At 73.6% G+C, this 23,550-nt stretch carries 18 protein-coding genes and 1 tRNA gene; 9 read left to right on the top strand and 10 right to left on the bottom strand.

Features of this window, described 5'->3' with window-relative positions:
* The first annotated feature begins 965 nt into the window (after positions 1 to 965).
* Together EKG83_RS00090 and EKG83_RS46685 are read left to right on the top strand one after the other, a co-directional pair.
* Positions 966 to 1,877, top strand: a complete 912-nt coding sequence (locus EKG83_RS00090; RefSeq protein WP_228122460.1) for a class E sortase — start codon at positions 966 to 968, stop codon at positions 1,875 to 1,877.
* Positions 1,877 to 2,035 (top strand): hypothetical protein, encoded by a 159-nt coding sequence (locus EKG83_RS46685; RefSeq protein WP_170191761.1) that lies wholly within the window; start codon positions 1,877 to 1,879, stop codon positions 2,033 to 2,035. Before EKG83_RS00090 ends, EKG83_RS46685 begins: the two co-directional genes overlap by 1 nt.
* A 37-nt stretch (positions 2,036 to 2,072) precedes the next feature.
* Here the strand turns inward: EKG83_RS46685 and EKG83_RS00095 are convergent, their stop codons facing one another.
* Positions 2,073 to 3,416: an FAD-dependent oxidoreductase gene (locus tag EKG83_RS00095; RefSeq protein ID WP_033428167.1), complete on the bottom strand. Its 1,344-nt coding sequence runs from the start codon at positions 3,414 to 3,416 to the stop codon at positions 2,073 to 2,075.
* Positions 3,417 to 3,482: 66 nt separating this feature from the next.
* On the opposite strand from EKG83_RS00095, the gene EKG83_RS00100 reads away from it, so the two are divergent.
* Positions 3,483 to 4,127 (top strand): aminodeoxychorismate/anthranilate synthase component II, encoded by a 645-nt coding sequence (locus tag EKG83_RS00100; protein WP_033428166.1) that lies wholly within the window; start codon positions 3,483 to 3,485, stop codon positions 4,125 to 4,127.
* 61 nt (positions 4,128 to 4,188) lie between these two features.
* Here the strand turns inward: EKG83_RS00100 and pknB are convergent, their stop codons facing one another.
* The 7 genes from pknB to EKG83_RS00135 form a co-directional block, all read right to left on the bottom strand.
* On the bottom strand, positions 4,189 to 6,204 hold the full coding sequence (gene pknB, locus EKG83_RS00105; protein WP_033428165.1) for a Stk1 family PASTA domain-containing Ser/Thr kinase: 2,016 nt from the start codon (positions 6,202 to 6,204) through the stop codon (positions 4,189 to 4,191).
* Positions 6,205 to 6,270: 66 nt separating this feature from the next.
* Positions 6,271 to 7,698 carry a serine/threonine-protein kinase gene (locus EKG83_RS00110; RefSeq protein WP_033428164.1) on the bottom strand — a complete coding sequence of 476 codons (1,428 nt, stop codon included), beginning with the start codon at positions 7,696 to 7,698 and terminating at the stop codon, positions 6,271 to 6,273.
* The gene (locus EKG83_RS00115) at positions 7,698 to 9,167 is read right to left on the bottom strand and encodes a peptidoglycan D,D-transpeptidase FtsI family protein (protein ID WP_033428163.1); all 1,470 of its coding nucleotides are present in this window, start codon (positions 9,165 to 9,167) and stop codon (positions 7,698 to 7,700) included. The genes EKG83_RS00110 and EKG83_RS00115 overlap by 1 nt, the downstream gene beginning before the upstream one ends.
* The gene (locus tag EKG83_RS00120) at positions 9,164 to 10,639 is read right to left on the bottom strand and encodes an FtsW/RodA/SpoVE family cell cycle protein (RefSeq protein ID WP_033428162.1); all 1,476 of its coding nucleotides are present in this window, start codon (positions 10,637 to 10,639) and stop codon (positions 9,164 to 9,166) included. The genes EKG83_RS00115 and EKG83_RS00120 overlap by 4 nt, the downstream gene beginning before the upstream one ends.
* 3 nt (positions 10,640 to 10,642) lie before the next feature.
* Positions 10,643 to 12,076, bottom strand: coding sequence for a PP2C family protein-serine/threonine phosphatase (locus EKG83_RS00125; protein WP_033428161.1), 1,434 nt, complete (start codon positions 12,074 to 12,076; stop codon positions 10,643 to 10,645).
* The gene (locus EKG83_RS00130; protein ID WP_033428160.1) at positions 12,073 to 12,537 is read right to left on the bottom strand and encodes an FHA domain-containing protein FhaB/FipA; all 465 of its coding nucleotides are present in this window, start codon (positions 12,535 to 12,537) and stop codon (positions 12,073 to 12,075) included. The genes EKG83_RS00125 and EKG83_RS00130 overlap by 4 nt, the downstream gene beginning before the upstream one ends.
* Before the next feature lie 219 nt (positions 12,538 to 12,756).
* Positions 12,757 to 13,938: a DUF3662 and FHA domain-containing protein gene (locus EKG83_RS00135; RefSeq protein WP_033428159.1), complete on the bottom strand. Its 1,182-nt coding sequence runs from the start codon at positions 13,936 to 13,938 to the stop codon at positions 12,757 to 12,759.
* 116 nt (positions 13,939 to 14,054) lie between these two features.
* Between EKG83_RS00135 and EKG83_RS00140 the strand changes: the two genes are divergently transcribed.
* From EKG83_RS00140 to EKG83_RS00155, 4 genes are all read left to right on the top strand, one after another.
* A tRNA-Leu gene (locus EKG83_RS00140) sits at positions 14,055 to 14,140 on the top strand.
* Positions 14,141 to 14,532: 392 nt separating this feature from the next.
* Positions 14,533 to 17,235 carry an AfsR/SARP family transcriptional regulator gene (locus tag EKG83_RS00145; RefSeq protein WP_033428681.1) on the top strand — a complete coding sequence of 901 codons (2,703 nt, stop codon included), beginning with the start codon at positions 14,533 to 14,535 and terminating at the stop codon, positions 17,233 to 17,235.
* A 516-nt stretch (positions 17,236 to 17,751) separates the two neighbouring features.
* On the top strand, positions 17,752 to 18,369 hold the full coding sequence (locus EKG83_RS00150) for a hypothetical protein (RefSeq protein ID WP_033428158.1): 618 nt from the start codon (positions 17,752 to 17,754) through the stop codon (positions 18,367 to 18,369).
* Between the two features lie 15 nt (positions 18,370 to 18,384).
* Positions 18,385 to 19,038, top strand: coding sequence for an NAD(P)H-binding protein (locus EKG83_RS00155; RefSeq protein WP_033428157.1), 654 nt, complete (start codon positions 18,385 to 18,387; stop codon positions 19,036 to 19,038).
* Here EKG83_RS00155 and EKG83_RS00160 read toward each other — a convergent pair.
* Positions 18,972 to 20,291 carry a D-arabinono-1,4-lactone oxidase gene (locus EKG83_RS00160; protein WP_051764565.1) on the bottom strand — a complete coding sequence of 440 codons (1,320 nt, stop codon included), beginning with the start codon at positions 20,289 to 20,291 and terminating at the stop codon, positions 18,972 to 18,974. The genes EKG83_RS00155 and EKG83_RS00160 overlap by 67 nt on opposite strands.
* Positions 20,292 to 20,351: 60 nt before the next feature.
* Here EKG83_RS00160 and EKG83_RS00165 point away from each other — a divergent pair, with 60 nt between their 5' ends.
* Entirely contained in the window at positions 20,352 to 21,533 is a 1,182-nt protein-coding gene (locus EKG83_RS00165) for an amino acid deaminase/aldolase (protein ID WP_033428156.1), read from the top strand.
* A gap of 28 nt (positions 21,534 to 21,561) precedes the next feature.
* On the opposite strand, the gene EKG83_RS00170 is transcribed toward EKG83_RS00165, so the two are convergent.
* Positions 21,562 to 22,176: a TetR/AcrR family transcriptional regulator gene (locus tag EKG83_RS00170; RefSeq protein ID WP_228122461.1), complete on the bottom strand. Its 615-nt coding sequence runs from the start codon at positions 22,174 to 22,176 to the stop codon at positions 21,562 to 21,564.
* A gap of 120 nt (positions 22,177 to 22,296) precedes the next feature.
* Here EKG83_RS00170 and EKG83_RS00175 point away from each other — a divergent pair, with 120 nt between their 5' ends.
* Positions 22,297 to 23,523, top strand: coding sequence for a glycoside hydrolase family 1 protein (locus EKG83_RS00175; protein WP_033428155.1), 1,227 nt, complete (start codon positions 22,297 to 22,299; stop codon positions 23,521 to 23,523).
* The last annotated feature ends 27 nt before the right edge of the window (positions 23,524 to 23,550 follow it).

Here is a 23,550-nt window from a genome sequence, read left to right on the forward strand (position 1 = left end):
TGAGCTACGACCCGCCTCCGCCGCGAGGCGGCCCGTCGGGCCGTTCGCCCCGACCCGGACCGCACCCGCCCCAGGGACCTGTCGAACCGCCCCGCGGACCCGACGAACCGCCCCGGTCCGGCTCCCGGCCGCCGACCCCGCCGGGTGGTGCCGGCGGGCCCGGCGCCGCGCCGCGGAGCGCCGACCGGCCCCCGACGCCACCGGGCGGACTGCCCCGGCACCCCACGCCACCAGGCGGTTTCCTCCCACCGGCCACGCCGTCGGGCGGTTTCCGGCGCCCGGCCACACCTCCGAGTGGGTTCGACCGGCCCGGTGCGCCGGCCGGAACGCCGGGCGGAACGCCGGGCGGGGGGTTCGACCGGCCCGGTGGTCCGGGCGGGTTCGGCGGGGTCGGTGCGCGCCCCGCCACGCCGCCCGGCGGGTTCGACCGGCCGGGACCGGTGGGGGGTGGACCGGAGCGGCCCTCGCCCGTGCCGCGCGGCCACGACCGGCCGGATTACACCCGGATGGGCGAGTCGCGGGCGGAGTGGGCGGGGGAGGGGCGGCCGGTGCCGTCGCACCGCGTGGAGGGGCCTGGGGGGACGAGTGTGCCCGGGGTGCCGGGTGCGTCCGGTGAACCGCCGCGCGCCGAGCAGCCTTCCGGGCGCCGGGCGCTGCGGGAGGACGTGGAGCCCGGTGGGCGCCGTCGCGCGCCCGAGGGGCCTCGGTCCCCGGCCGGTGCCCCGGTCCCGGCGGGGCAGCTCCCCACGGGGCAGCCGCGACCTGACCTCGCGGCCCGTCCCGGTGGGCCGTTGCCCGGTGGCGGGCGTCCCCGCCCGGCACCGGACCCCGACGCCACGCGCTACGCCCCACCGGGCCGGCCGGACGCCGACACCACCTACACCAACGCCTTCTCCGGCAGCCTCCCGCCGCCGCCCGGCGCCCGCCCGCATGCACCACCGCCCCCGCCGCGGCGCCCGCGTCCCGTGGACCCGCCGACCGAGGTCATCCCGACCGTCGAGGACGACCCCCACGACGAGTACGACGAGTACGACGACCCGGACCACGACGCCGACGACGCCGCCGACGAGCGCCCCGGCCCGCCCCCGGACACCACCGCCCGCAAGGCCGTCCGGGCGGTCGGCGAGGCGCTGATCACCATGGGCCTGGTCATCCTGCTGTTCGTGGTCTACGAGGTCTACGTCACCGACCTGATCTCCGCGGGCAAGCAGGACGACGCCACCGAAGCCCTCGACCAGGAGTGGAACGCCAACACCGTCGAGCCGTCCGACCCGCAGCGGCAGGCCAGGTACGACCTGCTCGACGGGCAGGCGTTCGCCAAGATGTACATCCCGGTCTTCGGGCCGGACTACAAGTTCTCCATCGTCGAGGGCACCACCGACAAGGACCTGGAGATCGGCCCCGGCCACTACAAGGGCACGGCGCTGCCCGGCGACCCGGGCAACTTCTCCGTGGCCGGCCACCGGGTCGGCAAGGGCGCCCCGTTCAACGACCTGGACCTGCTCGGCTCGTGCGACGCGATCGTGGTCGAGACGCAGACCCAGTGGTTCGTCTACCGGGTGCTGCCCATGGCCGACGAGCTGGGCGGCTGGGCGGAGAAGCAGGCCAACCCCCAGTGCGCGAAGGTCTCGCCGCTGGGCGCGCCCTACGACAAGACCGTCGGCCAGGAGGTCGTGCTGCCCACCCAGGGCGAGGTGATCGACCCGGTGCCCCACCACGAGGGCGAGGTGCCCGCGGCGCAGCAGGTGTCGCTGATGACGCTGACCACCTGCCACCCGCGGTTCTCGGACAAGCAGCGGCTCATCGTGCACGCGGTGCTCGCCGACAGCTACGCCAAGGCGCCCGGCTTCGTGCCCGACGCGATGAAGGAGAGCTGATGTACGGCTGGATCTGGCGCCACCTGCCCGGCCCGCTGCCGGTGCGGGTGCTGGAGGTGCTGGTGCTGGTGGCCGGGGTGGTGGCGCTGCTGATGTTCGTGGTGTTCCCGTGGGCCGAGCCGAAGCTGCCGTTCAACAACGTCACGACGCCCCAGTGACCGGTCGGCCCCCCGGCGCGCCGGGGGGCCGACCCCGTCAGTCGCGGCAGAGGCCGGTCATCTCGTCGCGCCCCACGACCTTGATCCGCTGGCGACCGCGGGCCGCGCCCAGGGCCAGCTCGTGCGCGTCCAGCCTGAGCCATCCCTCGTTCGTGGTGAACGGCACGGCGCGCTGCTCCAGGAACCGCACCACGGCCTCGGGCGCGGGCGCCTGGGCGGCCGGCAGCAGCGGCGCGTCGGCGAGCAGGCTGGTCACCGTCTCCAGCGCGTCGCCCTTGGTGTGGCCGATGAGCCCGACCGGGCCGCGCTTGACCCACCCGGTGACGTAGACGCCGGTCATGTGCTGGTCGTCCAGGTCGAGCACCCGGCCCGCCTGGTGCGGCACGGTGCCGGTGGCGTGGTCGAACGGCAGGTCCGCCAGGTGCGAGGACAGGTAGCCCACCGCCCGGTACACGGCCTGCACGGGCCAGTCGGTGTACTCGCCGGTGCCGCGCACGCCGCCCTCACCGTCCAGCTCCATCCGCTCGGTGCGCAGCCCGGTCACCGAGCCGGTGCCCAGCACCTCGACCGGCGCCTGGAGGAAGTGCAGGTGCAGGCGCCGCGGCCGGTCGCCGACGTCGCGGATGGCCCACTCCTGGAGCGTCCGCACCACCATCTCGACCTGCTTGTTCGACCGGATCAGCGCCACGCTCGCGGCGTCGAAGTCGATGCCCTCCGGGTGCACGACCACCTCGACGTTGGGCGAGTGGTCGAGCTCGCGCAGCTCCAGGGGGGTGAACTTGGCCTGGGCCGGGCCGCGGCGGCCGAACACGTGCACGTCGGTCACCGGGCTGGCCGCCAGGCCCTGGTGGACGTTGTCGGGGATCTCGGTGGTCAGCAGCTCGTCGGCGGTCTTGGCCAGCACGCGGGCCACGTCAAGTGCGACGTTGCCCACGCCGAGCACGGCCACCTGGCGGGCCCGCAGGGGCCAGGTGCGCGGCACGTCGGGGTGCCCGTCGTACCAGGAGACGAAGTCGGCCGCGCCGTAGGAGCCGTCGAGGTCGATGCCGGGGACGTCCAGGTCGCGGTCGCGGTCGGCGCCGGTGGCGAACACCACGGCGTCGTAGAAGTGCCGCAGGTCCTCCAGCTTGAGGTCGACGCCGTACTCGACGTTGCCGAAGAACCGCACGGCCGGGTGGTCCAGCACGCGCTGGAGCGCGGTGACGATGCCCTTGATGCGGGGGTGGTCCGGGGCGACGCCGTACCTGATCAGGCCGTACGGGGCGGGCAACCGCTCGAACAGGTCGACGCCCACCTCGGCGTCGGACTTGACCAGGGTGTCGGCGGCGTAGATGCCGGCGGGGCCGGCGCCGACGACGGCGACGCGCAGAGGACGACTCATGCCCTCCAGGTTAGGTTAGGCTAAAATAACTTCTGGCGAGAGGTTCGTCACGGCTACGCTGGTCCCATGCGCGTGCTCGTGGTCGACAACTACGACAGCTTCGTCTACAACCTCGTGCAGTACCTGGCCCAGCTCGGCGTGGAGTGCGTCGTGCGGCGCAACGACGCCGTGGAGCCGGCCGAGGTCGCCGAGTTCGGTGGCGTGCTGGTCAGCCCAGGTCCGAGCACGCCCGACAAGGCGGGCCGGAGCATGGACGTCATCCGCCGCTGCGCGGACTCCGGCGTCCCCGTGCTCGGCGTGTGCCTGGGCCACCAGGCCATCGGCGCGGTGTGGGGCGGCACCGTCGACCTCGCCCCCGAGCTGCTGCACGGCAAGACCAGCGTGGTCCACCACGACGGGGTGGGCGTGCTGGCGGGCGTGCCCAGCCCCTTCACCGCCACCCGGTACCACTCGCTGACCGTGCTGCCGGAGACCGTGCCGGCCGAGTTCGAGGTCACCGGCCGCACCGAGTCCGGCGTGGTGATGGCCATGCGCCACCGCGAGCTGCCGGTGGAGGGCGTCCAGTTCCACCCCGAGTCCGTGCTCACCGAGGGCGGCCACCGGATGCTCGCCAACTGGCTGCGGGTGTGCGGGCACGAGGTGCCCGAGGCGACCGTCGCGCACCTGGAGAACGGCATGCGCCAACTCGCCGCGGCCGCCGGCCAGATCTGAGAGGAGAAGAGGCCCCTCCCGGGTGAATTCACCCGGAAGGGGCCTCTTCGCGTGCCGGGGGCTACCTGGTCGTCGTCGTGGTCGGCCCGCCGATGCCGAACTCCGCCTTCATCACGTTGATCCGGGCGTTCTTGCCGGTCGGCGTGTTCGGCGCGATCTCCTGGCCGATGATCTTGTCCCGCTGGGAGACGTCCGTGGTCGGCTCGGTGTCCACGACCACCAGCTCGTTGCCGCTCCACCCGGCCTGGTTGAGCTTGCTGCGCGCCTGGTTCTCGGTCAGCCCGCGCAGGTCGGGCATGAGGAACTGGTTGTTCTTCGACACGCTCAGGGTGACCAGGGTGCCCTTCTCGACCCGACCCGGCGCGGGGTTCTGGGCCACCACCTGGTTCTCGTCCTCGGCGCTGTCGACCTCCTTGACCTGCACCTTGAACCCGCTGCCCTCCAGCGTCTCGCGGGCGTTGCCCGCGGTCTGCCCGGTGACGTCCGGCAGCTGCACCGTGTCCGGCGCCCGGCCCAGCTTCACCGTGATCGTGCCGCCCTTGGGCGCCTTGGTGCCCGCCGGCGGGTTCTGCTCGACCACCCGGCCGACCCGGGAGTCGTCCTCCACCTCGACGGTGTCGGGCGACTGCTGGAACGTCCAGCCCTCGGCCTCCAGCTTCTTCTGCGCGTCCTGCGGGCTCAGGCCGTCGACGCTGGGCACCGAGAGCTGCTCGGGGTTGCCGCCCACCAGGACCTTGACCGCCGCGCCCTTCTGCACCGACTGGTCCGCCGGCGGGTCCGTGGCCACGACCTTGCCGATCTGCTCCGCCGTGCACGCGGGCTGGCTGCCCGGCTGGCAGGGGACCGTGACGACGGTCGGGGACAGGTTCGCGTCGCGCAGCGCCGAATCGGCCGCGCCCGGCGTCATGCCCACCACCGAGGGCACCTTGACCTGCTGCGGCTGCCCCCCGGTGCCCGGGTTCTCGTCGTCACCCAGCAGGGTGGTGGTGATCCAGGTGGCCAGCCCCAGCACGGCGATGCACAGCAGGACGACCAGGGCGATCATGATCGCCTTCTTGCGCCGGGCGCGCCGCTCCTCCTCTTCCTCGGCGAGCGGGTCGTACTCGGACGCGTCCTGGCGCGCCGCCTGCGACCGGTGCCGGCCGCCACCGCCGCCGGGCACGACCTCGGTGCGCGGCGCCTGGTTCAGCATCGCGGTCCGGTCCTCGGCGGTCATCACCGCGGGCGCGGACGGGCGCTGCCCGGACAGCACGCGCACCAGGTCCGCGCGCAGCTCGGCGGCCGACTGGTAGCGGTTGGCCGGGTTCTTGGCCATCGCCTTGAGCACGATCGCGTCGAGCTGCGGGGTCACCTTCGGGTTCAGCGCCGACGGCGACTTCGGCTCCTCCCGCACGTGCTGGTAGGCCACGGCCACCGGCGAGTCGCCGGTGAACGGCGGCTCGCCGGTCAGCAGCTCGAACAGCACGCAGCCCGACGCGTACACATCCGACCGGGCGTCCACGGCTTCGCCGCGCGCCTGCTCCGGCGACAGGTACTGCGCCGTGCCGATCACCGCCGCGGTCTGGGTCACCGCCGCCTGGCCGTCGTGCACCGCGCGCGCGATGCCGAAGTCCATCACCTTCACCGCGCCGGAGCGGGTGATCATCACGTTCGCGGGCTTGACGTCGCGGTGCACGATGCCGTGCCGGTGGCTGAAGTCCAGCGCCGCCGAGACGTCGGCCATGATCTCCATGGCCCGCTTGCCGGTCAGCGGCCCCTGCGTCTTGACCATGTCGCGCAGCGTGCGACCGTCGACGAACTCCATCACGATGTAGGGCAGCGGGCCGTACTCGGTCTGCGTCTCACCGGTGTCGTAGACCGCGACGATGGCCGGGTGGTTCAGCGCCGCCGAGTTCTGGGCCTCCCGCCGGAACCGCTCCTGGAACTGGGCGTCGCGGGCGAGGTCGGCGCGCAGCACCTTGATGGCCACGTCGCGGCCGAGCCGGACGTCCCGGCCCTTGTGCACCTCCGACATACCGCCGTAGCCGAGGGTTTCACCCAGTTCGTAGCGGTTGGAGAGCAGTCGCGGAGTGCTCATCAGTGCTTCGTCCCGCTCCTCGTCAACGGTCTCACCATCAAGCCTTGCCTTCGTACCGCTGCGTGCTCACCCCGGCACACACGTCACCATCACCCGTGAGCCGATCGCAACCTCGCCGGTCGGCCGGACGTCCGACACCGAGCACCGCCCCTCGTCCCGCGGCGCGCCCCCGTCGACGGAGTGCACCTCGGGCACCAGGCGCTCGGCGGACAGCTCCCGCGCGACCTCGCCGACCGGCCGGCCGACGTAGTCCGACTTCGCGACCACCACCGTCGATCCGTCGGGGAGCCGATCGGTGGCGGCGTCGAGCCGGCGCGTGGTCGTGGTGTCGGTGCCCTGGCTCGCTCCCCCGGACACCTGCTCACCGCGCAACGCCCAGCGCAGGAAGAGCACGCCGAGCACCAGCAGCGCGACCACCAGCACAGCGACCATAACCCACAACACGGCCCGGTTGCGCCCCGGTGGTGCCGCGCCGGGTGGCAACGGACCGAAAGCGCCCGTGTGCGGACTGTTCACCCCCGGTGGGACCGGTTGGACCCCCGGGAGGGACCCCGGGGTGACCACCGGCATGCCCGGGTGGGTGTGCTGGGGCGGCAGCGGCGGCGGCGCCATCGGCGCGGCGCCCACGGCCATCGCGAGCCCCGACGGCGCGGGCAGCGGCTGGCCGGCCCGCACCGCGCCCACCGCCGCGGCGAACTCGCCGCCGTTGCGGTAGCGCTGCCGCGGGTCCTTGACCAGGGTCGCCTCGATCAGCGCGCGCGGGCCCGGCGGCACGTCCGGCGGCAGCGGCGGCGCGATGTCGCGGATGTGCATCATCGCCACCGTCACCGCGTTCTCCGACAGGAACGGCCGGTGCCCGGTCAGGCACTCGTAACCGCACACGGCCAGCGCGTACACGTCCGAGGCGGGCTCGGCGGCGTGGCCCAGGGCCTGCTCGGGCGCGATGTAGTGGGCGGTGCCCATCACCATGCCGCTGTTGGTCACCGGCGCCGCGTCGGCCGCCTTGGCGATGCCGAAGTCGGTGACCTTCACCTTGCCCTCGGGCGTCACCAGGATGTTGCCCGGCTTCACGTCCCGGTGCACCAGGCCCCGCTCGTGCGCGGCCTGCAGCGCGTTGCCCGCCTGCTCCAGCAGGTCGAGCGTGCGGTCGGCGCCCAGCCTGCCGCGGGCGATGATCGCCGCCAGCGGCTCGCCCTCGACCAGCTCCATCACCAGGTAGGCGGTGTCCTCCGGGCCGTCCGGGATCGACGCGGTCTCGCCGTAGTCGTGCACCGCGGCGATGCCCGGGTGGTTGAGCGACGCGGTCGTGCGCGCCTCGGTGCGGAACCGCTCCAGGAACTGCGGGTCGCCGCTCAGCTCGGCCTTCAGCACCTTCACCGCGACCCGGCGGTCGAGCCGGGTGTCGTCGGCCTCCCAGACCTCGCCCATGCCGCCGACGGCGATCCGCCTGCCCAGGCGGTACCGCTGGGCGAGCAACTGGCCGGAGGTCAGCATCAGCGTCCCCCGAGGTAGGCGCCGATGACCGCGCGGCCGATCGGCGCGGCCACCCGGCCACCGGTGGCGAGCTGGCCCGCCTGGCCGCCGTTCTCCACGATCACCGCGATCGCGATCTGCGGCTCCTCGGCGGGCGCGAACGCCACGTACCAGGCGTGCGGCCTGGTCTTGCTCACGTCCACGCCGTGCTCGGCGGTGCCGGTCTTGGACGCGATGGTCACGCCGTTGAGCTTGCCGCCGCCGGAGGTGTTCTTCTCCGACTCGACCATCATGTCGCGCAGCGCACGGGCGTGCTCCGGCTCCATGGCCTCGTCGACCTCGTCCGGCTCGGTCTCGCTGATCGCCTGGAGGTCGGGCGCGAGGATCTTCTGCACCAGGTGCGGCTGCATCCGCACGCCGCCGTTGGCGATGGTCGCGGCCAGCACCGCGTTGGCCATCGGCGTCACCCGGACGTCCTTCTGGCCGATGCCCGTCTGGTACAGCGACGGCTTGTCCTCGATCGGGCCGATCGTGGACGGCACCACCGACAGCGGGATGGCCAGGTCCTGCTCGCCGATGCCGAACTTGGCCGCCTGGTCGCGCAGCTTGTCCGCGCCCAGCTCGTTGGCCAGCACCGCGAACGCCGTGTTGCACGACTTGGCCAGCGCCTCCTGGAGGGTGGCCGTGGTGCCGTTGCCGCAGATGGTGTCGTTGAAGTTGGGCAGCTGGGTGTTCGTGCCCGGCAGGGTGATCGACGGCCGGCCGTCGACCTCGCTGTCCTTGGTCTTGCCCTCGGCCAGCGCCGCCGCGGCCACCACCAGCTTGAACGTCGAACCGGGCGGGTAGATCTGGTGCACCGCGCGGTTGAGCATCGGCTCGGACTCGTCGGTGGTGAGCGCCTGCCAGGACTCCTCCTGCGCGTCACCGTCGTGGGTGGCGAGCAGGTTCGGGTCGTAGGAGGGGGTGCTGGCCATGGCCAGCACCTCGCCGGTCTGCGGCCGGATGGCCACCACCGTGCCGGTCAGGCCCTGGCTCGCCAGCTGGTCGTAGGCCACCTGCTGGAGCTTGGCGTCGACGGTCAGCTGGACGCTGCCGCCCTTGGGGTCGCGGCCGGTGATCATGTCCGACACGCGGCGCGCGAACAGCCGGTCGTCCGAGCCGTTGAGCAGGTCGTCCTCGGCGCGCTCCAGGCCGCCCGCGCCGTAGATGAACGAGAAGTACCCGGTGACCGGCGCGAAGACCGGGCCGTTGGCGTAGGTGCGCAGGTACTCCAGCCGGTCGTCGGTCTTCTGCACCGCGGCCAGCGGGGTGCCGTCGGCGGCGATGATCTGGCCGCGCTCGCGCGAGTACTGGTCCAGCACCACCCGCTGGTTGAGCGGGTTCTTGCGGTAGTCGTCGGCCTTGATGACCTGCACGTACGTGGCGTTGCCCAGCAGCAGCAGGATCATCGCCATCATCGCCATGCCGACCCGGCGGAGCGGTGTGTTCATCGGGGACGCTCCACCATCACAGTGAACTGGTCGGCGATCGCCGGCTGCTGCTGCCGCGGCTTCGGCGTGCTCTTGGGCGCGCGCGCCGCGTTGGAGATGCGCAGCAGCAGCGCGACCAGGATGTAGTTGGCCAGCAGCGACGAACCGCCCTTGGACAGGAACGGCGCGGTGATGCCGGTCATCGGGATCAGCTTGGTCACGCCGCCGACGACGATGAAGATCTGGAACGCCACCGCGAACGCCAGGCCGCCGCCGAGCAGCTTGCCGAACGTGTCGCGCACGGCCAGCGCGTTGCGCAGGCCGCGCAGCGCGAACACGGTGTAGAGCAGCAGCACCGCGGACAGGCCGACGAAGCCCAGCTCCTCGCCGATGACGGCGGTGATGAAGTCGGTGTTGGCCTCGGGGATCTCGTCCGGCCGCCCGCCGCCCAGGCCCGCGCCGAACAGGCCGCCGGTGCCCAGGCCGAACAGCGACTGGAGGATCTGGTGGCCCGCGCCGTAGGGGTCGACGAACGGGTCCAGCCAGTTCTGCACGCGGACCTGCACGTGGCCGAAGATCCGCCAGGCCAGCACCGCGGCGCCGGAGAACAGCACCACGCCCACCACGACCCACGCGGCGCGCTCGGTCGCCACGTACAGCAGCACCAGCACGATGCCGAAGAACAGCAGCGACGAGCCCAGGTCCTTCTGCAGCACCATGATCGACACCACCACGGCCCACGCGGCCAGCAGCGGGCCCAGGTCGCGGGCGCGCGGCAGGTCCAGGCCGATCACCCGGCGGCCGGCGATGGTGAACAGGTCGCGCTTGGAGACCAGGAACGCGGCGAAGAACACCATCAGCAGGATCTTGGCGAACTCACCCGGCTGGATGGAGAACGCGCCGAAGCTCAGCCAGATCTTCGCGCCGTTGATCTCGGGCGCGATGAAGCTCGGCAGCACACCGGGCAGCAGCAGCGCCACCAGGCCGGCGAAGCCGAAGGTGTAGCCGTAGCGGGCCAGCGTCCGGTGGTCGGAGAGCACCTTGAGCACCGTGCAGAACAGCACGACCGCGATGGCCGTCCACAGCACCTGCTTGGACGCGGCCGGGTCCCACGTCTCGCCGTTCGGCATCTTCACGTCGGCCATGGCCAGGTCGATCCGGTGGATCATGACCAGGCCCAGGCCGTTGAGCAGCGCCACGCACGGCAGGATCACCGGGTCCGCGTAGGGCGCCCACCGGCGCACCGCCAGGTGCGCGACGGTCAGCAGCCCCAGGTAGGCCAGGCCCAACCACACGATCCGCATGGTCAGCTCTTTTTCCTGGTTGGCCTCGACCAGGATGAGCGCGCCCGTCACCAGCACGGCGGCGAAGGCGAGCATGAAGAGTTCGGTGCCCCGTCTCGTGGGCGGACTCAGACCGGGCGACGTGCTGGTCGCCGCCGAGTTGTTCGCCGCGAGAGGTGTGCCCTCCGCGCCGGGGACCGGCGAACCCATCGACTACTGACCCTTTCGGCAATCCGTGCCCGGCTTCGGCACGGGCGTGGTGAGGGGCGTGCCCTCGGTGGTGGTGGTCGGCGGCGGCTGCGCCTGGCCGGCCGACGGGTCCGCGGACGTGGTCGTCGTCGCCGCGGTGCCCGTGTTCCCCGGCGACGGTGCCGGGGTGGTGGTCGTCGCCGTCGCGGTGCCCTCCGGCGGGCAGAGCTGGAGCGTGTGCTCGGTGCGCAGCATCCGGATCGTCTCCCGCGCGCCCTCCAGGCCGTCCACGTCGGTGATGCCGTTGCGCACCACGTCGCGGGCGGAGACCTTCAGGTCGTCGACGGTGATCGGCTCGCACGCGTACGCGCCCGGCGGGCAGGAGCCCTCCTCCAGCCGGTGCAGGTCGAAGCCGAGGACGCTGCCGGTGACGCCGCGGAACACCGAGATCTCGTTGTTCTGGCCCACGCCGACGTAGTACTGCCGCAGCACGTACCAGCGGGTGGCCAGGCCGGCCGCCACGAGCATGAGCAGCAGGAACACCACCAGGGCGAGCGCCTTCAGCTTCGCGCCGCGCGCCCTGGCGGGCGGGGGCGGCGGCTGCTGCGGCGGCTCCACCCGCTGGGGCGCGGGCCTGGGCCCGGTGATGGAACTCGCCCGCGAGGCGGGCGAGTCGGGGGGTGGCGGGTCCTCGCTGCCGTCGCCGGCGGCGCCGCCCACTATCGGCGCGTCGTCCCCGAAGTCGACGTCGACCACGTCGGCGACGACGACCGTCACGTTGTCGGGGCCGCCGCCCTTGAGCGCCAGCTCGATCATCCGGTCCGCGCACGCCTGCGGGTCCGGGATGCGGATGGCCTCATCCAGCGTCTCCATGCTGACCACGCCGGACAGGCCGTCCGAGCACAGCAGGTAGCGGTCGCCCGGCCGGGCCTCCCGCACCATCAGCCTCGGCTCCACCTCGTGGCCGGTCAGCGCGCGCAGCAGCAGCGACCGCTGCGGGTGCGTGGCCGCCTCCTCCTCGGTGATCCGGCCCTCGTCGATCAGCGACTGCACGAACGTGTCGTCGTGCGTGATCTGCGTGAACACCCCGTTGCGCAGCATGTACGCGCGGGAGTCGCCGATGTGCACCATGCCCAGCCGCGTGCCCGCGAACAGCACGGCGGTGAGCGTGGTGCCCATGCCGTCCAGGTCGGGGTCGCTCTGCACCAGCTCGGAGATCGCGCCGTTGCCGGCGATCACCGCGTCCCGCAGCTGGCCGAGCAGGTCGTCGCCCGGCTCGTCGTCGTCGAGCGGGGCCAGGGCCGCGATGACGACCTTGCTGGCGACCTCGCCCGCGGCGTGGCCGCCCATGCCGTCGGCGAGCGCGAGCAGGCGCGGACCGGCGTACACGGAGTCCTGGTTGTTGGAGCGCACCAGGCCCCGGTCGCTGCGGGCGGCGTATCGGAGGACGAGGGTCATGAGCGCAGCTCGATCACGGTTTTGCCGATTCGGATCGGGGAGCCGAGCGGAACCCGCAGCGGGGTCGTGACTTTCGCCCGGTCCAGGTAGGTGCCGTTCGTGGAGCCCAGGTCCTCCACGAACCAGTCGGTGCCGCGCAGCGACAACCGCGCGTGCCGGGTCGACGCGAAATCGTCGTCCAGCACGAGCGTGGAGTCGTCGGCGCGGCCGATCAGGATCGGCCTGCCGTCCAGCGAGATCCGGGTGCCCGCCAGCGCGCCGTGCGTGACGACGAGCTGCCGGGCGGCCTTCGCACCGCCCTTGGGGGCCTTCTTCTCACCCCGGCCGAACTTCGGCGTGGGCACGCGCAACCCCGACGCCGCGTACAGGTCGGAGCGGACCACTCGAAGCGCAGCCAACACGAACAACCAGAGCAGGATGAGGAAACCCGCTCTGGTCAGCTGCATCACCAGCTCTGGCACCGGTTGTAACCGCTCCTGACTTGAGTGCCGTCACGCCACGCCGGACCCGCCTGCCCGGTCCGGCCGAACTCCACGCCGAACCCGGCACGCCGGATCGACGCCGATCCCGCGCCGGTCGACGCCCCCGGCGCCGGGTCGACGCCACCGGGCGCCGCTCGACGACGGTCCGGCGCCGGTCGGCGCTCGTCCCGCGTCGGTCGACGCGCCCCGCTCGACCGATCAGCCCTGGGTGCGGAAGACCAGTGACGAGTGGCCGATGCGGACGACGTCGCCCTCCGCGAGCTGCCAAGTCTGCACTGGCGTGCCGTTCACCGTGGTGCCGTTTGTCGAACCGAGATCAGCGAGCATGGCACTGTGCCCGTCCCAGGTGATCTCCAGGTGCCTCCTGGAGACCCCGGTGTCGGGGAGCCGGAAGTCGGCCTCCTGGCCGCGGCCGACCACGTTGCCGCCCTGCTTGAGGTTGTAGGTGCGGTTCGAGCCGTCGTCCAGGTGCAGCGTGGCGTTCAGCTGGCGGGGACCGGCCTGGACCGCCGGCGGGGCGTAGCCCTGGTCGTAGCCGGGCTGCTGGCCGTAGCCCTGCTGCCCGTAGCCCTGGTCGTAGCCCTGCTGCTGGCCGTACCCCTGGTCGTAGCCCTGCTGGCCGTAACCCTGCTGGCCGTAGCCCTGGTCGTAGCCCTGCTGGCCGTACCCCTGGTCGTAACCGCCGGGGGCGGGCTGCTGGCCGTACCCCTGGTCGTACCCGGGCTGCTGCCCGTAGCCCTGGTCGTAGCCGGCGGGCGCGGGCTGCTGGCCGTAGCCCTGGTCGTAGCCCTGCTGGCCGTACCCCTGGTCGTAACCGCCGGGGGCGGGCTGCTGGCCGTAACCCTGCTGCTGGTCGTAGCCGTGCTGCTGGCCGTAGCCGCCCTGCGCGTAGGGGTCGTAGCCGGGCTGGCCCTGTCCTTGTCCGTAGCCGGGAGGCTGGCTCATGGATCCGTCTCCTGCAGTGCGAGGTGGTGCTGACCGTCGGCTGGCAACTTTCACGTCGGGGTCGACGGACGAGCTGGTTCGGAACTGTCCGGTGTGCAGCGCGTCGGAGCGCTCCAGGGAGACTACGACGTCACCATAGGTATCCCATCCGCTCTCTTCGAGGTGCTCCCGGATGGAGTCCCCCAGAAGCTGGGTGATGCGTAGTTCATCCTGGCCGTCCCCGGCAAGCCGATCGTGGTCCTGCGGACCCAGCAGGACCTTGAAGTGGTTCGGCGCGAGCAGCCTGCCACCCGCCAACTCGCGGATGTTGCCCTCCGCCTCCCGCTGCAGTGCCTGGGCCACTTCCTGCGGGACGACGTTGCCGCCGAACACACGTGCGAAGGTGTTGCCCACGATGCCTTCGAGACGGCGCTCGAAGCGCTGTACGAGGCCCACGGCAACCCTCCGACTCGGTCGACTTCTCCCTCCGATCGTATCCGGGGTGACGTGCCGGTACACGGGGCGATTGGTAAGTCGGCGCGAAGGCGTGCTAGTGTTCCTCCCGTCGCTCCGGGCGAGTGGCGGAATGGCAGACGCGCACGGTTCAGGTCCGTGTGTCCGAAAGGACGTGGGGGTTCAACTCCCCCCTCGCCCACCAGTAGCACCGGGGCCCCGAAATGTCGGGGCCCCGGTGCTTTTTTGCGCCCCTTTTCCCCTTCCGGGTCGTTGATCTGGATCTTTCCGCGCGGGGCGCCCCCGTCCGGTCCCGCCGGGGCACCGGTGCGGCGGATCGTGCCTGGTGTCAGCTATTCGGACGCGTCCGTTCGTGTTCCGGACGACGGTGGAGGGCTTGCGTCGCCGGTACGTGTGTGAGCGGTGTGATTAGCGTTACTCCGCTTCGGGGTGGCGCAGCGCGGCCGATGGGCGGCCGGCGTGCCGACCGGACCCGGGGTGCCGGCGGCGCGCGGCTCGGCCGGTCGGCGGTGCCGGGTGGGGGCGGGTCGGGGTACTGATGGGCCGCCGGTGGCGGGTGCCCGCGGGAAGGTGCTGATGGCGGTGGAGTTCCGGGTCCTGGGCCGGGTCGGGGCCCTGGTCGGCGGCGAGCCGGTGGACGTCGGGCACGCGCGGCAGCAGTGCGTGCTGGCGGCGCTGCTGGTGGAGGCCAACCGGCCGGTCACCGCCGAGCGGCTGGTGGCGCGGGTCTGGGCCGACCGACCGCCGCACCGGGCCAGGCAGGTGCTGAGCAGCTACGTGTCCCGGCTGCGGCGGGCCGGAGTGGAGATCCGGCGGCGCGCGGGCGGGTACGTGCTGGTCGTCGAGCCCGAGCGGGTGGACCTGCACCTGTTCCGGCGACTGGTGGAACGGGCCCGCGCCGAGGGCGACGAGCGGGCTTCGGAGTTGCTGGAGCGGGCTTCGGGGTTGTGGCGCGGCGAGGCGTTCGAGGGGCTGGGCACGCCCTGGGCGGTCGCGGTGCGCGAGGCGCTGGCGCGCGAGCGGTCCGCGGCCGACGCGGCCCGGGTCGAGGTGGCCCTGCGGCTGGGCCGGCACGAGGAGGTGCTCCCCGGGCTGGTGGCGCGGGTCGCGGCGGACCCGCTGGACGAGCGGCTGGTGGGGCGGCTGGTGCTCGCGCTGGACCGCTCGGGGCGGCGCGCCGAGGCGCTGGCGGCCTACGAGCGGTTGCGGGAGCGGCTGGCCGAGGAGCTGGGCACCGATCCCGGGGTCGAGCTGCGGGAGCTGCACGAGCGGGTCCGCGGCGGCGGGTCGGTCGGCGCGGGCCCGGTGCCCCGGCAGCTGCCCGCGCCGCCCAGGGCGTTCACCGGGCGCGTCGAGGAGCTGGCCCGGCTGGACGCGGCGGTGGGTGCCGCCGCCGGCGGCGCGGTGGTGATCTCGGCCATCGGCGGTGCCGGCGGCGTGGGCAAGACCTGGTTGGCGCTGCACTGGGCCCACCGGCGGGCGGACCGCTTCCCGGACGGGCAGCTGTTCGTCGACCTGCGCGGGTTCAGCCCGGAGGGTGAACCCATGCCGCCCGCCACGGCGGTGCGGGGGTTCCTGGACGCGCTGGGCGTGGACCCCGGCCGGGTGCCCTACGACGTGCGCGCGCAGGAGGCGCTGTTCCGGGAGCTGGTGGCGGGCAGGCGGATGCTGGTGGTGCTGGACAACGCCGCCGACGCCGACCAGGTCCGGCCGCTGCTGCCGGGGAGCGGCACGTGCGCGGTGGTGGTGACCAGCCGGGTGCGGATGACCGGGCTGGGCGGGAGCGGGTCGGTCGGGCACCTGCCGCTGGACGTGCTGTCCGACCGGGAGGCCCGCGCGCTGCTGGCCGCCCGGCTGGGCGCGGCGCGGGTGGACGCCGAGCCCGCCGCGGTGGGTGAGCTGATCGGGTTCTGCGGCGGGTTCCCGCTGGCGCTGGGCATCGTGGCCGGTCGCGTGGACACTTACCCGGGGTTCCCGCTGTCCGCGTTCGTCCGGGAGCTGCGGGAGGCCGGGCTCGACGCGCTGGACGACTCCGACCCGGCGGCGAGCCTGCCCGCGGTGCTGTCCTGGTCCTGCGCGGCGCTGGAGGCGGCGCAGGCGACCGCGTTCGCCCTGCTGGGGATCGCGCCGGGGCCGGACGTCGGGCCGGCGGCGGCCGCGGAGCTGCTGGGCGTGCCGGTGGAGCGGGCCCGGGAGCTGCTGGCGGGGCTGGAGAACGCCTCGCTGGTGACCTCCGACGCGCGGGGCCGGTACCGGATGCACGACCTGATCAGGCGGTACGCGGTGGAGCGGGCCGGGTCGCTCCCCGCAGGCGGGCGGGACGCCGCGGTGCGGCGGGTGGTGGACTTCTACCGGCACACGGCGCACGCGGCCGACCGGCTGCTGTACCCGCACCGGCAGGCGGTGGACGTGGACGCGCCGGCGGGCCGGGTGGAGGAGCTGGGCGACACCGCGGCGGCGCTGCGGTGGTTCGAGGCCGAGCACGCCTGCCTGCTGGCCGCCCAGCAGGTCGCCTCGGGGCGGGGGTGGCGGCGGGCCGCGTGGCACCTGGCCTGGGCGCTGACGACGTTCCACTACCGGCGGGGGCACCGGCGGGAGGAGCTGGAGAGCTGGCACGTCGGCCTGGCCGCCGCACCCGGCGCGGTCGAGGAGGGGCTCGCCCACCGGCACCTGGGGCGGGCGTACGCCGAGGTGGGGCGGTACGAGGAGGCGATCGGGCACCAGGGGCGGGCGCTGGGGCTGGCGGCCGGCGACCTGCCCAACCAGTCGCTGGTGCACCACGCGATGGCCTGGACCTGGGCCCGGCGCGGGGACGACCGCAAGGCGCTGGAGCACGTCACCGAGGCGCTGCGCATCTCGCGGGAGCTGGACGACCCGGTCCGGGAGGCGGACGCGCTCAACGCCGTGGGGTGGTACCGGGCGCGGCTCGGCGAGCACGGGCGGGCCCGCGAGCACTGCCGGGCCGCGCTGGACCTCTACCGCGCCCACCGGGACCGGGAGGGCGAGGCGGCCGTCCTGGACAGCCTCGGGTACGTGGAGCGCGAGGCCGGGCGCTGGGGCGACGCGGTCGTGCACCACGAGCGGGCCCTCGACCTGAACCGGGAGCTGGGCAACACCTACGAGATGGCCGGCGCCCTGGACTGCATCGGCCGGTGCCGCGCCGGCCTGGGCGAGGTCGACCGCGCTCGCACCGCCTGGCGGGAGGCGCTGGAGATGTACCGCGAGCAGGGGCGCGACGAGGACGTCGAACGCGTGCGCGCCTCGCTGGCCTCCCTCTGACCCCGACGTGCCACGCCCTCAAGACCCGCGAGTCGAACCTCCAGCCCCCTCGTGTCGAACGCCCGCGACCCCCGAGTTCGACATTCGCCGACCCCTGCGCCGCGAGTAGGGGTGGTGCGGGTGGGGCTGGTGCGGTTGGCTGGTGTGAGCTGGGTCACCCGGGCTGGCGGTGCGGGACCGCCTGGTGGGGTGGTCGGTCGTTTTGGCGCGGCGAGCGGTCGGTGAAGTGCGGGGCGATGCGGGTTTCACCCCCTCGGCGCCGGGTACTCCAGGCGTCGCACGCACACTCTGAGCATGACTTTCCAGGTCCGCGGCGCCTCGGGGTCACCCGGACGGCAGCACCGCCGGACCGAAGTCGCCCGCGCCGCCGTCGACCGGTCACCGATCGGTCGACGCCGCCGATCGCAGGAGCCCGGCGGAGCCGCGAGCGGGGCAGGGGTCACCTGGTACGCCTTATCCAGAGCACGAGTCGAAACGCGGCGGACCACCCGCCGTGGTTGCCGAGGAGGCCCTGGCGTGAGCAGCACCCCAGCACGGATCGCGGACACCGACAACACCAGGGCGCTGTCGGCCACCGCGATCCCCGTTCCCGAACTGCCCGGTTCCGCCGAGGAGCTGGCCGCCGCCGCGGCGGTGCGCCTCGGCTGGCACGGCGTGGTGCTGCCCGAGATGGTCCTGATGGGGCGTCGCGTGATCGTCGTCGCCGAGCTGCTGGCCGACGCGCACGCCGAGCGCGTGTGCCTGGGCGCCGGTCCCGAGTCGGACCGGGCCACCGTGTCCACCTGGGTGTGGCCGGAGATGGACGGGCGGGTGCCGCCGGCGGCGGTCCGGATCGTGGGCGTGCTGGCGGTGGCCCGGCACTGGCGGACCGCGCTGGCCTCGGCGGTGCCGTTCGCGCGGTTCGGCAACGCGGCGGTCGTGCTGCCGTCCTCGGTGGCCTTCACGCACGACTACCTGGCGAACTGCCTGGCGCGGGTGCGTCGGTACGGCGTCTCGGTCCTGCTCGCCGACGAGGAGCGGGAGCTGAGCACCGACGTGGCCGGGCGCAACGAGACGGTGCCGGTCGAGGACACCGCGACCACCCGATGGGTGAACGAGCTGGTCTACGAGCGGGTGCTGGCCACCGCGTCCTGATCTAGCGTCTCCACCATGCGGGTAGCCATCGCGGGTGGGCACGGGAAGATCGCGTTGCGGGTGCAGCGGCTGCTGGCCGCGCGGGGGGACGGCGCCACGGCGCTGGTGCGCGACCCCGGGCACTTCGCCGACGTGCGGGACGCGGGTGGTGACCCCGTCCTCTGCGACCTGGAGGCGGCCGACGCCGCCTCGGTCGCGCGACACCTGGGGGGCGCGGACGCCGTGCTGTTCGCGGCGGGCGCCGGGCCCGGCAGCGGGATCGCCCGCAAGGACACCGTCGACCGGGGCGCCGCGGTGCTGGTGGCGGCCGCGGCGGAGGCCGCCGGGGTGCGGCGGTTCGTGCAGATCAGCAGCGGGAACGTCGGTGGCACCACCGGTGACGAGGTGTTCGACGCCTACCTGCGCGCCAAGGGCGAGGCGGAGGACGACCTGCGGGAACGCGACCTGGACTGGACGATCCTGCGGCCGGGGCGGCTGACCGACGACGAGCCGACCGGGTTGGTCGAGGTGTCCGAGCGGCGCCTGCGCGGGTCGGTGCCGCGCGGTGACGTGGCGGCGGTCGTGGTGGCGCTGCTCGACCGGCCGGGCACGGTGCGGCGCACCTACGAGCTGATCTCCGGGGACGTGCCGGTGGCCGACGCGTTCGGGCCCAGCACGCGGTCCAGGTAGGCGTTGGTGAACTTGCCGGTCGGGTCCAGGCGGGCGCGCAGCCGGCGGAAGTCGTCGAGGTGCGGGTAGTCGCCGCGCAGGTCCTCGGCGGTGCGGGTGTGCATCTTGCCCCAGTGGGGGCGCCCGCCCGCGGCCCGCGCGATTCGCTCGAAGGTGTCGAAGTACTCCCGGTACGGCATGCCCAGGTACTGGTGGACGGCGACGTAGGCGGTGTCGCGGCCCTGCGCGGTGGACAGCCAGATGTCGTCGGCCCGGGCCACCCGGACCTCGATCGGGACGATGACGCCGTGGGCGAGCCGCGGGATCGCGGTGCGCAGCTCGCGCAGCACGTCGTGCAGGGCGGCGCGGGGGACGGCGTACTCGGTCTCCACGAAGCGGACCCGGCGCGGGGTGACGAAGACGCGGTGCGAGACGTCCCGGTAGACGCGCTCGGAGACCAGCGAGCCGCAGAGCCGGTTCAGCGACCTCGTGGTGGCCGGCACGGCCCGCGCCAGGCGGCAGACCAGGCCGAAGGCGCCGTTCTCCACGACCTCGTACTCGTAGAACCGGCGGGCCGCGGAGAGCGGGGCGGGCGGCTCGTCGACGCGGTTGTTGCGCTTGAGGATGACCCGGTCGCCGTGCGGGAACCAGTGGAACTCGACGTGGTCCTCGGTGGCGGTGAGGTGGTCGAACCCGTCGAGCACCGCGTCCAGGCGGGCCGGGGACTCCCTGGCGTGCAGCACGAACGCGGGCACGCACCGCAGCGTCACGGTGCTGATCACGCCGAGCGCGCCCAGGCCCACGCGGGCGGCGTGGAACAGGTCGGGGTCCTGCTCGGCGGAGCAGCGGGCGGTGGTGCCGTCCGCGAGGACCAGCTCCAGGGCGGCGACCTGCGTGGCCAGGCCGCCCAGCGCCGCGCCGGTGCCGTGGGTGCCGGTGGAGATGGCGCCGGCGACGGTCTGGGCGTCGATGTCGCCGAGGTTGGCCAGGGCCAGGCCGAGCACGTCGAGCAGGGCGTTCAACTGGCGCAGCGTGGTGCCGGCGCGCACCGTGACCAGGGTGCCGGACACGTCGGCGATGCCGGTCCAGCCCACCAGGTCCAGGGCCGTGCCCGGCGCGACGGCGATGTCGTTGAACGAGTGCCCGCTGCCGCGCGGGCGCACGCTGGAGGCGGTCGCGACCACCTCGGCCAGCTCGTCGGCGCTCGTCGGCCGCTCGACCCGGTGCGGGGTCGCGGACGCGGTGCGCGCCCAGTTGGTCCACGGGGTGCCCAAGGCCCACCTCCGGGGAAGACGGTAGGTGAAACGCTTTCACCTTTCAAGTACGGTGAGCCCATGCGCACGCGCCTCGACACCGCGACGAAGGAGCACGACCCGCCGTTCGCGATCGTCGACCTCGACGCCTTCGACGGCAACGCGGACGACCTCGTGCGCCGCGCGGGCGGCCTGCCGATCCGGGTGGCCAGCAAGTCCGTGCGGGTGCGCGCGCTGCTGGAGCGCGTGCTCGACCGGCCCGGCTACGCGGGCGTGATGTGCTACTCGCTGGCCGAGGCGCTGTGGCTGTCGGACCACGACCTGTCCGACGACCTGCTGGTGGCCTACCCGACCGTCGACCACGGCGCGCTGCGGCGGCTGGCCGCCGACGAGCGGGCGCGCGGGCGGGTGACGATCGTGGTCGACTCGGTCGAGCACCTGGACGTGGTGCGGGCCGCCCTGGGCGCCCACCACCCGCCGATCCGGGTGTGCCTGGAGCTGGACGTGTCGTGGCGACCGGCGCCCGGCCTGCACGTCGGGCCGCGGCGGTCGCCGGTGCACACCGCCCGGGACGCCGGCGAGCTGGCCGCGGCGATCGCGCGCCGGCCGGGGTTCCGGCTGGTCGGGGTGATGGCGTACGAGGGGCAGATCGCCGGGCTGGGCGACCGCCCGCCGGGGCGGCCGGTGCGCGGCGCGGTGCTGCGGTGGGTGCAGCGCCGCTCGGCCGCCGAGCTGGTGGAGCGCCGCGGTGCCGCGGTGGCGGCGGTGCGGCGGGTGGCCGAGCTGGAGTTCGTCAACGGCGGCGGCACGGGCAGCCTGGAGGTCACCGGCGCCGACCCGGCGGTGACCGAGCTGGCGGCCGGGTCCGGGCTGGTCGGGCCGACCCTGTTCGACGGGTACCGGGGGTTCCGGCCGCGGCCCGCGGTGCTGTTCGCGCTGCCCGTGGTGCGCCGCCCGGCGCGCGGGGTGGCCACCCTGTTCGCGGGCGGCTACGTCGCGTCCGGCACGGGCACCCCCGACCGGCTGCCCAGCCCGTACCTGCCGGTGGGGCTGAAGCTGCTGCCGCTGGAGGGGGCGGGCGAGGTGCAGACCCCGGTGGTGGGCCGGGCGGCCGACTCGCTGCGCCCGGGCGACCGCGTGTGGCTGCGGCACGCCAAGGCCGGCGAGCCGGCCGAGCGGTTCACGCACTACCACCTGGTGCGCGGTGACGCGGTCGAGCGGACCGTGCCCACCTACCGGGGCGAGGGGCAGTGCTTCGGCTGACGGGGCGTTCGGCTGACCGGGTGTCCGGCTAGCCCGGCATCCTGGTCGACAGGTAGCCCCGGACCAGGGCCTTGGCCTCGTCCAGGATCCTCGGGTCGCCCGCGGCGTCCCGGCGGAAGGCGAGGTTGAGCACGCCGTCCGCCGCCTCGACCGCGATGGAGATCGGCAGCTGGATCTCCTCGAACGGGATGGCGAACTTCGCCGAGATCATCTCCGCGATGCGGTCGGAGATGACCGTGTTGTTGTCCCGCCGGTCGTCCAGCAGCCGCATGTCGACCACGTCGCCGAAGTGCAGCTTGGAGAAGGCGGGCACCTCGCGGTGCATCTGGACGTACACGTCGAAGATCGAGTCGACGGCGTCCCACCAGTGCTCCAGCGTGGTGGAGGTGAACCGGCCGTCCACGGTCTGGATGAACTTCTCCAGGTTGCGCAGGGTCAGCGCCTGCACGACGGCCCGCTTGTCCGGGAAGAACTGGTAGAGCGAACCGACCGCCACGCCCGCGCGCTCGGCGATCAGCGTTGTTGTCACCCCGTCGTAGCCGACCTCCTCGATGAGCTGGGCGCAGGCTTCGAGCATCCGCTCGACGCGCTTGGCGCTGCGCTGCTGCACCGGTTGGCGGCGCAGTGGGGTCGAACTGGTCACGGCGACTCCTGCTGGAATGGGCTGCGGGTCTCCCATAGTGCCCGCTTGCGGGCCTCCGCACTTCACTTCACGGCGCAACACGCCTACGATCCGAACCTCTTTCACGTTTGCGAGGTGCGCATGACCCTCCCGGGTGACTTCCTCTGGGGCGTGTCGACCTCCGCCTTCCAGATCGAGGGCGCGTTCACCGCCGCGGGCAGGCAGCCGTCGGTCTGGGACGCGTTCCCGGCGTTCGGGGGGCAGGACGCCTCGGTGGCCTGCGACCACTACCACCGCTACCGCGAGGACGTCGCGCTGATGCGCGCGCTGGGCGTCAACGCCTACCGGTTCTCCGTGTCCTGGCCCCGCGTGCTGGCCGGTGACCTGGGGTTCTACGACCGGTTGGTGGACGAGCTGCTCGACGCGGGCATCGCGCCGGTCGCCACGCTGTACCACTGGGACACGCCGGTGTCGGTCGAGGAGGGCGGCGGGTGGCTCGACCGCGCCACCGCGCACCGGTTCGCCGAGTACGCGGCGGTCGTCGCGCGGCGGCTGGCCGACCGGGTGGCGCTGTGGATCCCGGTCAACGAACCGGCGATGGTCACCCTGCTCGGGTACGCGACCGGGCAGCACGCGCCGGGCAAGGCGCTGCTGTTCGACGCCCTGCCGGCCGCCCACCACCTCAACCTGGCCCACGGCCTGGCCGTGGGAGCGCTGCGCGCCGCGGGGGCGCGCGCCGTGGGCACGGCCAACAACCACACGCCCGCGTGGCCCGCCTCGCCCGAGGACGCCGGGGCCGCCGCCGCGTACTCCGACCTGCACAACTGGCTGTTCGCCGACCCGCTGCTGGCCGGCCGCTACCCCGACTGGCTGGCGGACCGCCTGCCGGTCCGGGACGGCGACCTGGCGACCACCGCCGCGCCGCTCGACTTCTACGGGGTGAACTACTACAACCCCACCCGGCTGCGCGCGCCGTCGCCGGGCAACCCGCTGCCGTTCGAGCTGGTGGAGATCACCGAGCACCCGAGGACCGGGTTCGGCTGGCCGGTCGTGCCCTCGGGGCTGACCGAGGTGGTCGCTTCATTGCGAAATCGCTTTGTCGACATGCCGCCCGTGTACGTGACCGAGAGCGGGTGCAGCTACGAGCACTCCCCGGCCGACACCGCCCGCATCGAGTACCTGGACGCGCACGTCACGGCCGCGCTGGAGGCGGGCGTGCGCGGGTACTTCGTCTGGTCGCTGCTGGACAACTTCGAGTGGGACTCCGGCTACTCGCAGCGGTTCGGCCTGGTGCACGTGGACTACGAGACGCAGGCCCGCACCCCGCGCGCGTCCTTCCACTGGTACCGCGATCGGATCGGGCGGTGACCGCGGAGGCGCTGGCCGAGCCGGTCG

This window comes from Saccharothrix syringae (assembly GCF_009498035.1).
In the GTDB taxonomy this organism is placed as follows: domain Bacteria; phylum Actinomycetota; class Actinomycetes; order Mycobacteriales; family Pseudonocardiaceae; genus Actinosynnema; species Actinosynnema syringae.

Excerpts from the sequence above, each read along its gene's own strand:
- EKG83_RS46685 (WP_170191761.1), top strand. The coding sequence starts at position 1,877 with ATGTACGGCTGGATCTGGCGCCACCTGCCCGGCCCGCTGCCGGTGCGG.
- EKG83_RS00095 (WP_033428167.1), bottom strand. The coding sequence starts at position 3,416 with ATGAGTCGTCCTCTGCGCGTCGCCGTCGTCGGCGCCGGCCCCGCCGGC.
- EKG83_RS00100 (WP_033428166.1), top strand. The coding sequence starts at position 3,483 with ATGCGCGTGCTCGTGGTCGACAACTACGACAGCTTCGTCTACAACCTC.
- pknB (WP_033428165.1), bottom strand. The coding sequence starts at position 6,204 with ATGAGCACTCCGCGACTGCTCTCCAACCGCTACGAACTGGGTGAAACC.
- EKG83_RS00110 (WP_033428164.1), bottom strand. The coding sequence starts at position 7,698 with ATGCTGACCTCCGGCCAGTTGCTCGCCCAGCGGTACCGCCTGGGCAGG.
- EKG83_RS00115 (WP_033428163.1), bottom strand. The coding sequence starts at position 9,167 with ATGAACACACCGCTCCGCCGGGTCGGCATGGCGATGATGGCGATGATC.
- EKG83_RS00120 (WP_033428162.1), bottom strand. The coding sequence starts at position 10,639 with ATGGGTTCGCCGGTCCCCGGCGCGGAGGGCACACCTCTCGCGGCGAAC.
- EKG83_RS00125 (WP_033428161.1), bottom strand. The coding sequence starts at position 12,076 with ATGACCCTCGTCCTCCGATACGCCGCCCGCAGCGACCGGGGCCTGGTG.
- EKG83_RS00145 (WP_033428681.1), top strand. The coding sequence starts at position 14,533 with ATGGCGGTGGAGTTCCGGGTCCTGGGCCGGGTCGGGGCCCTGGTCGGC.
- EKG83_RS00155 (WP_033428157.1), top strand. The coding sequence starts at position 18,385 with ATGCGGGTAGCCATCGCGGGTGGGCACGGGAAGATCGCGTTGCGGGTG.
- EKG83_RS00165 (WP_033428156.1), top strand. The coding sequence starts at position 20,352 with ATGCGCACGCGCCTCGACACCGCGACGAAGGAGCACGACCCGCCGTTC.
- EKG83_RS00175 (WP_033428155.1), top strand. The coding sequence starts at position 22,297 with ATGACCCTCCCGGGTGACTTCCTCTGGGGCGTGTCGACCTCCGCCTTC.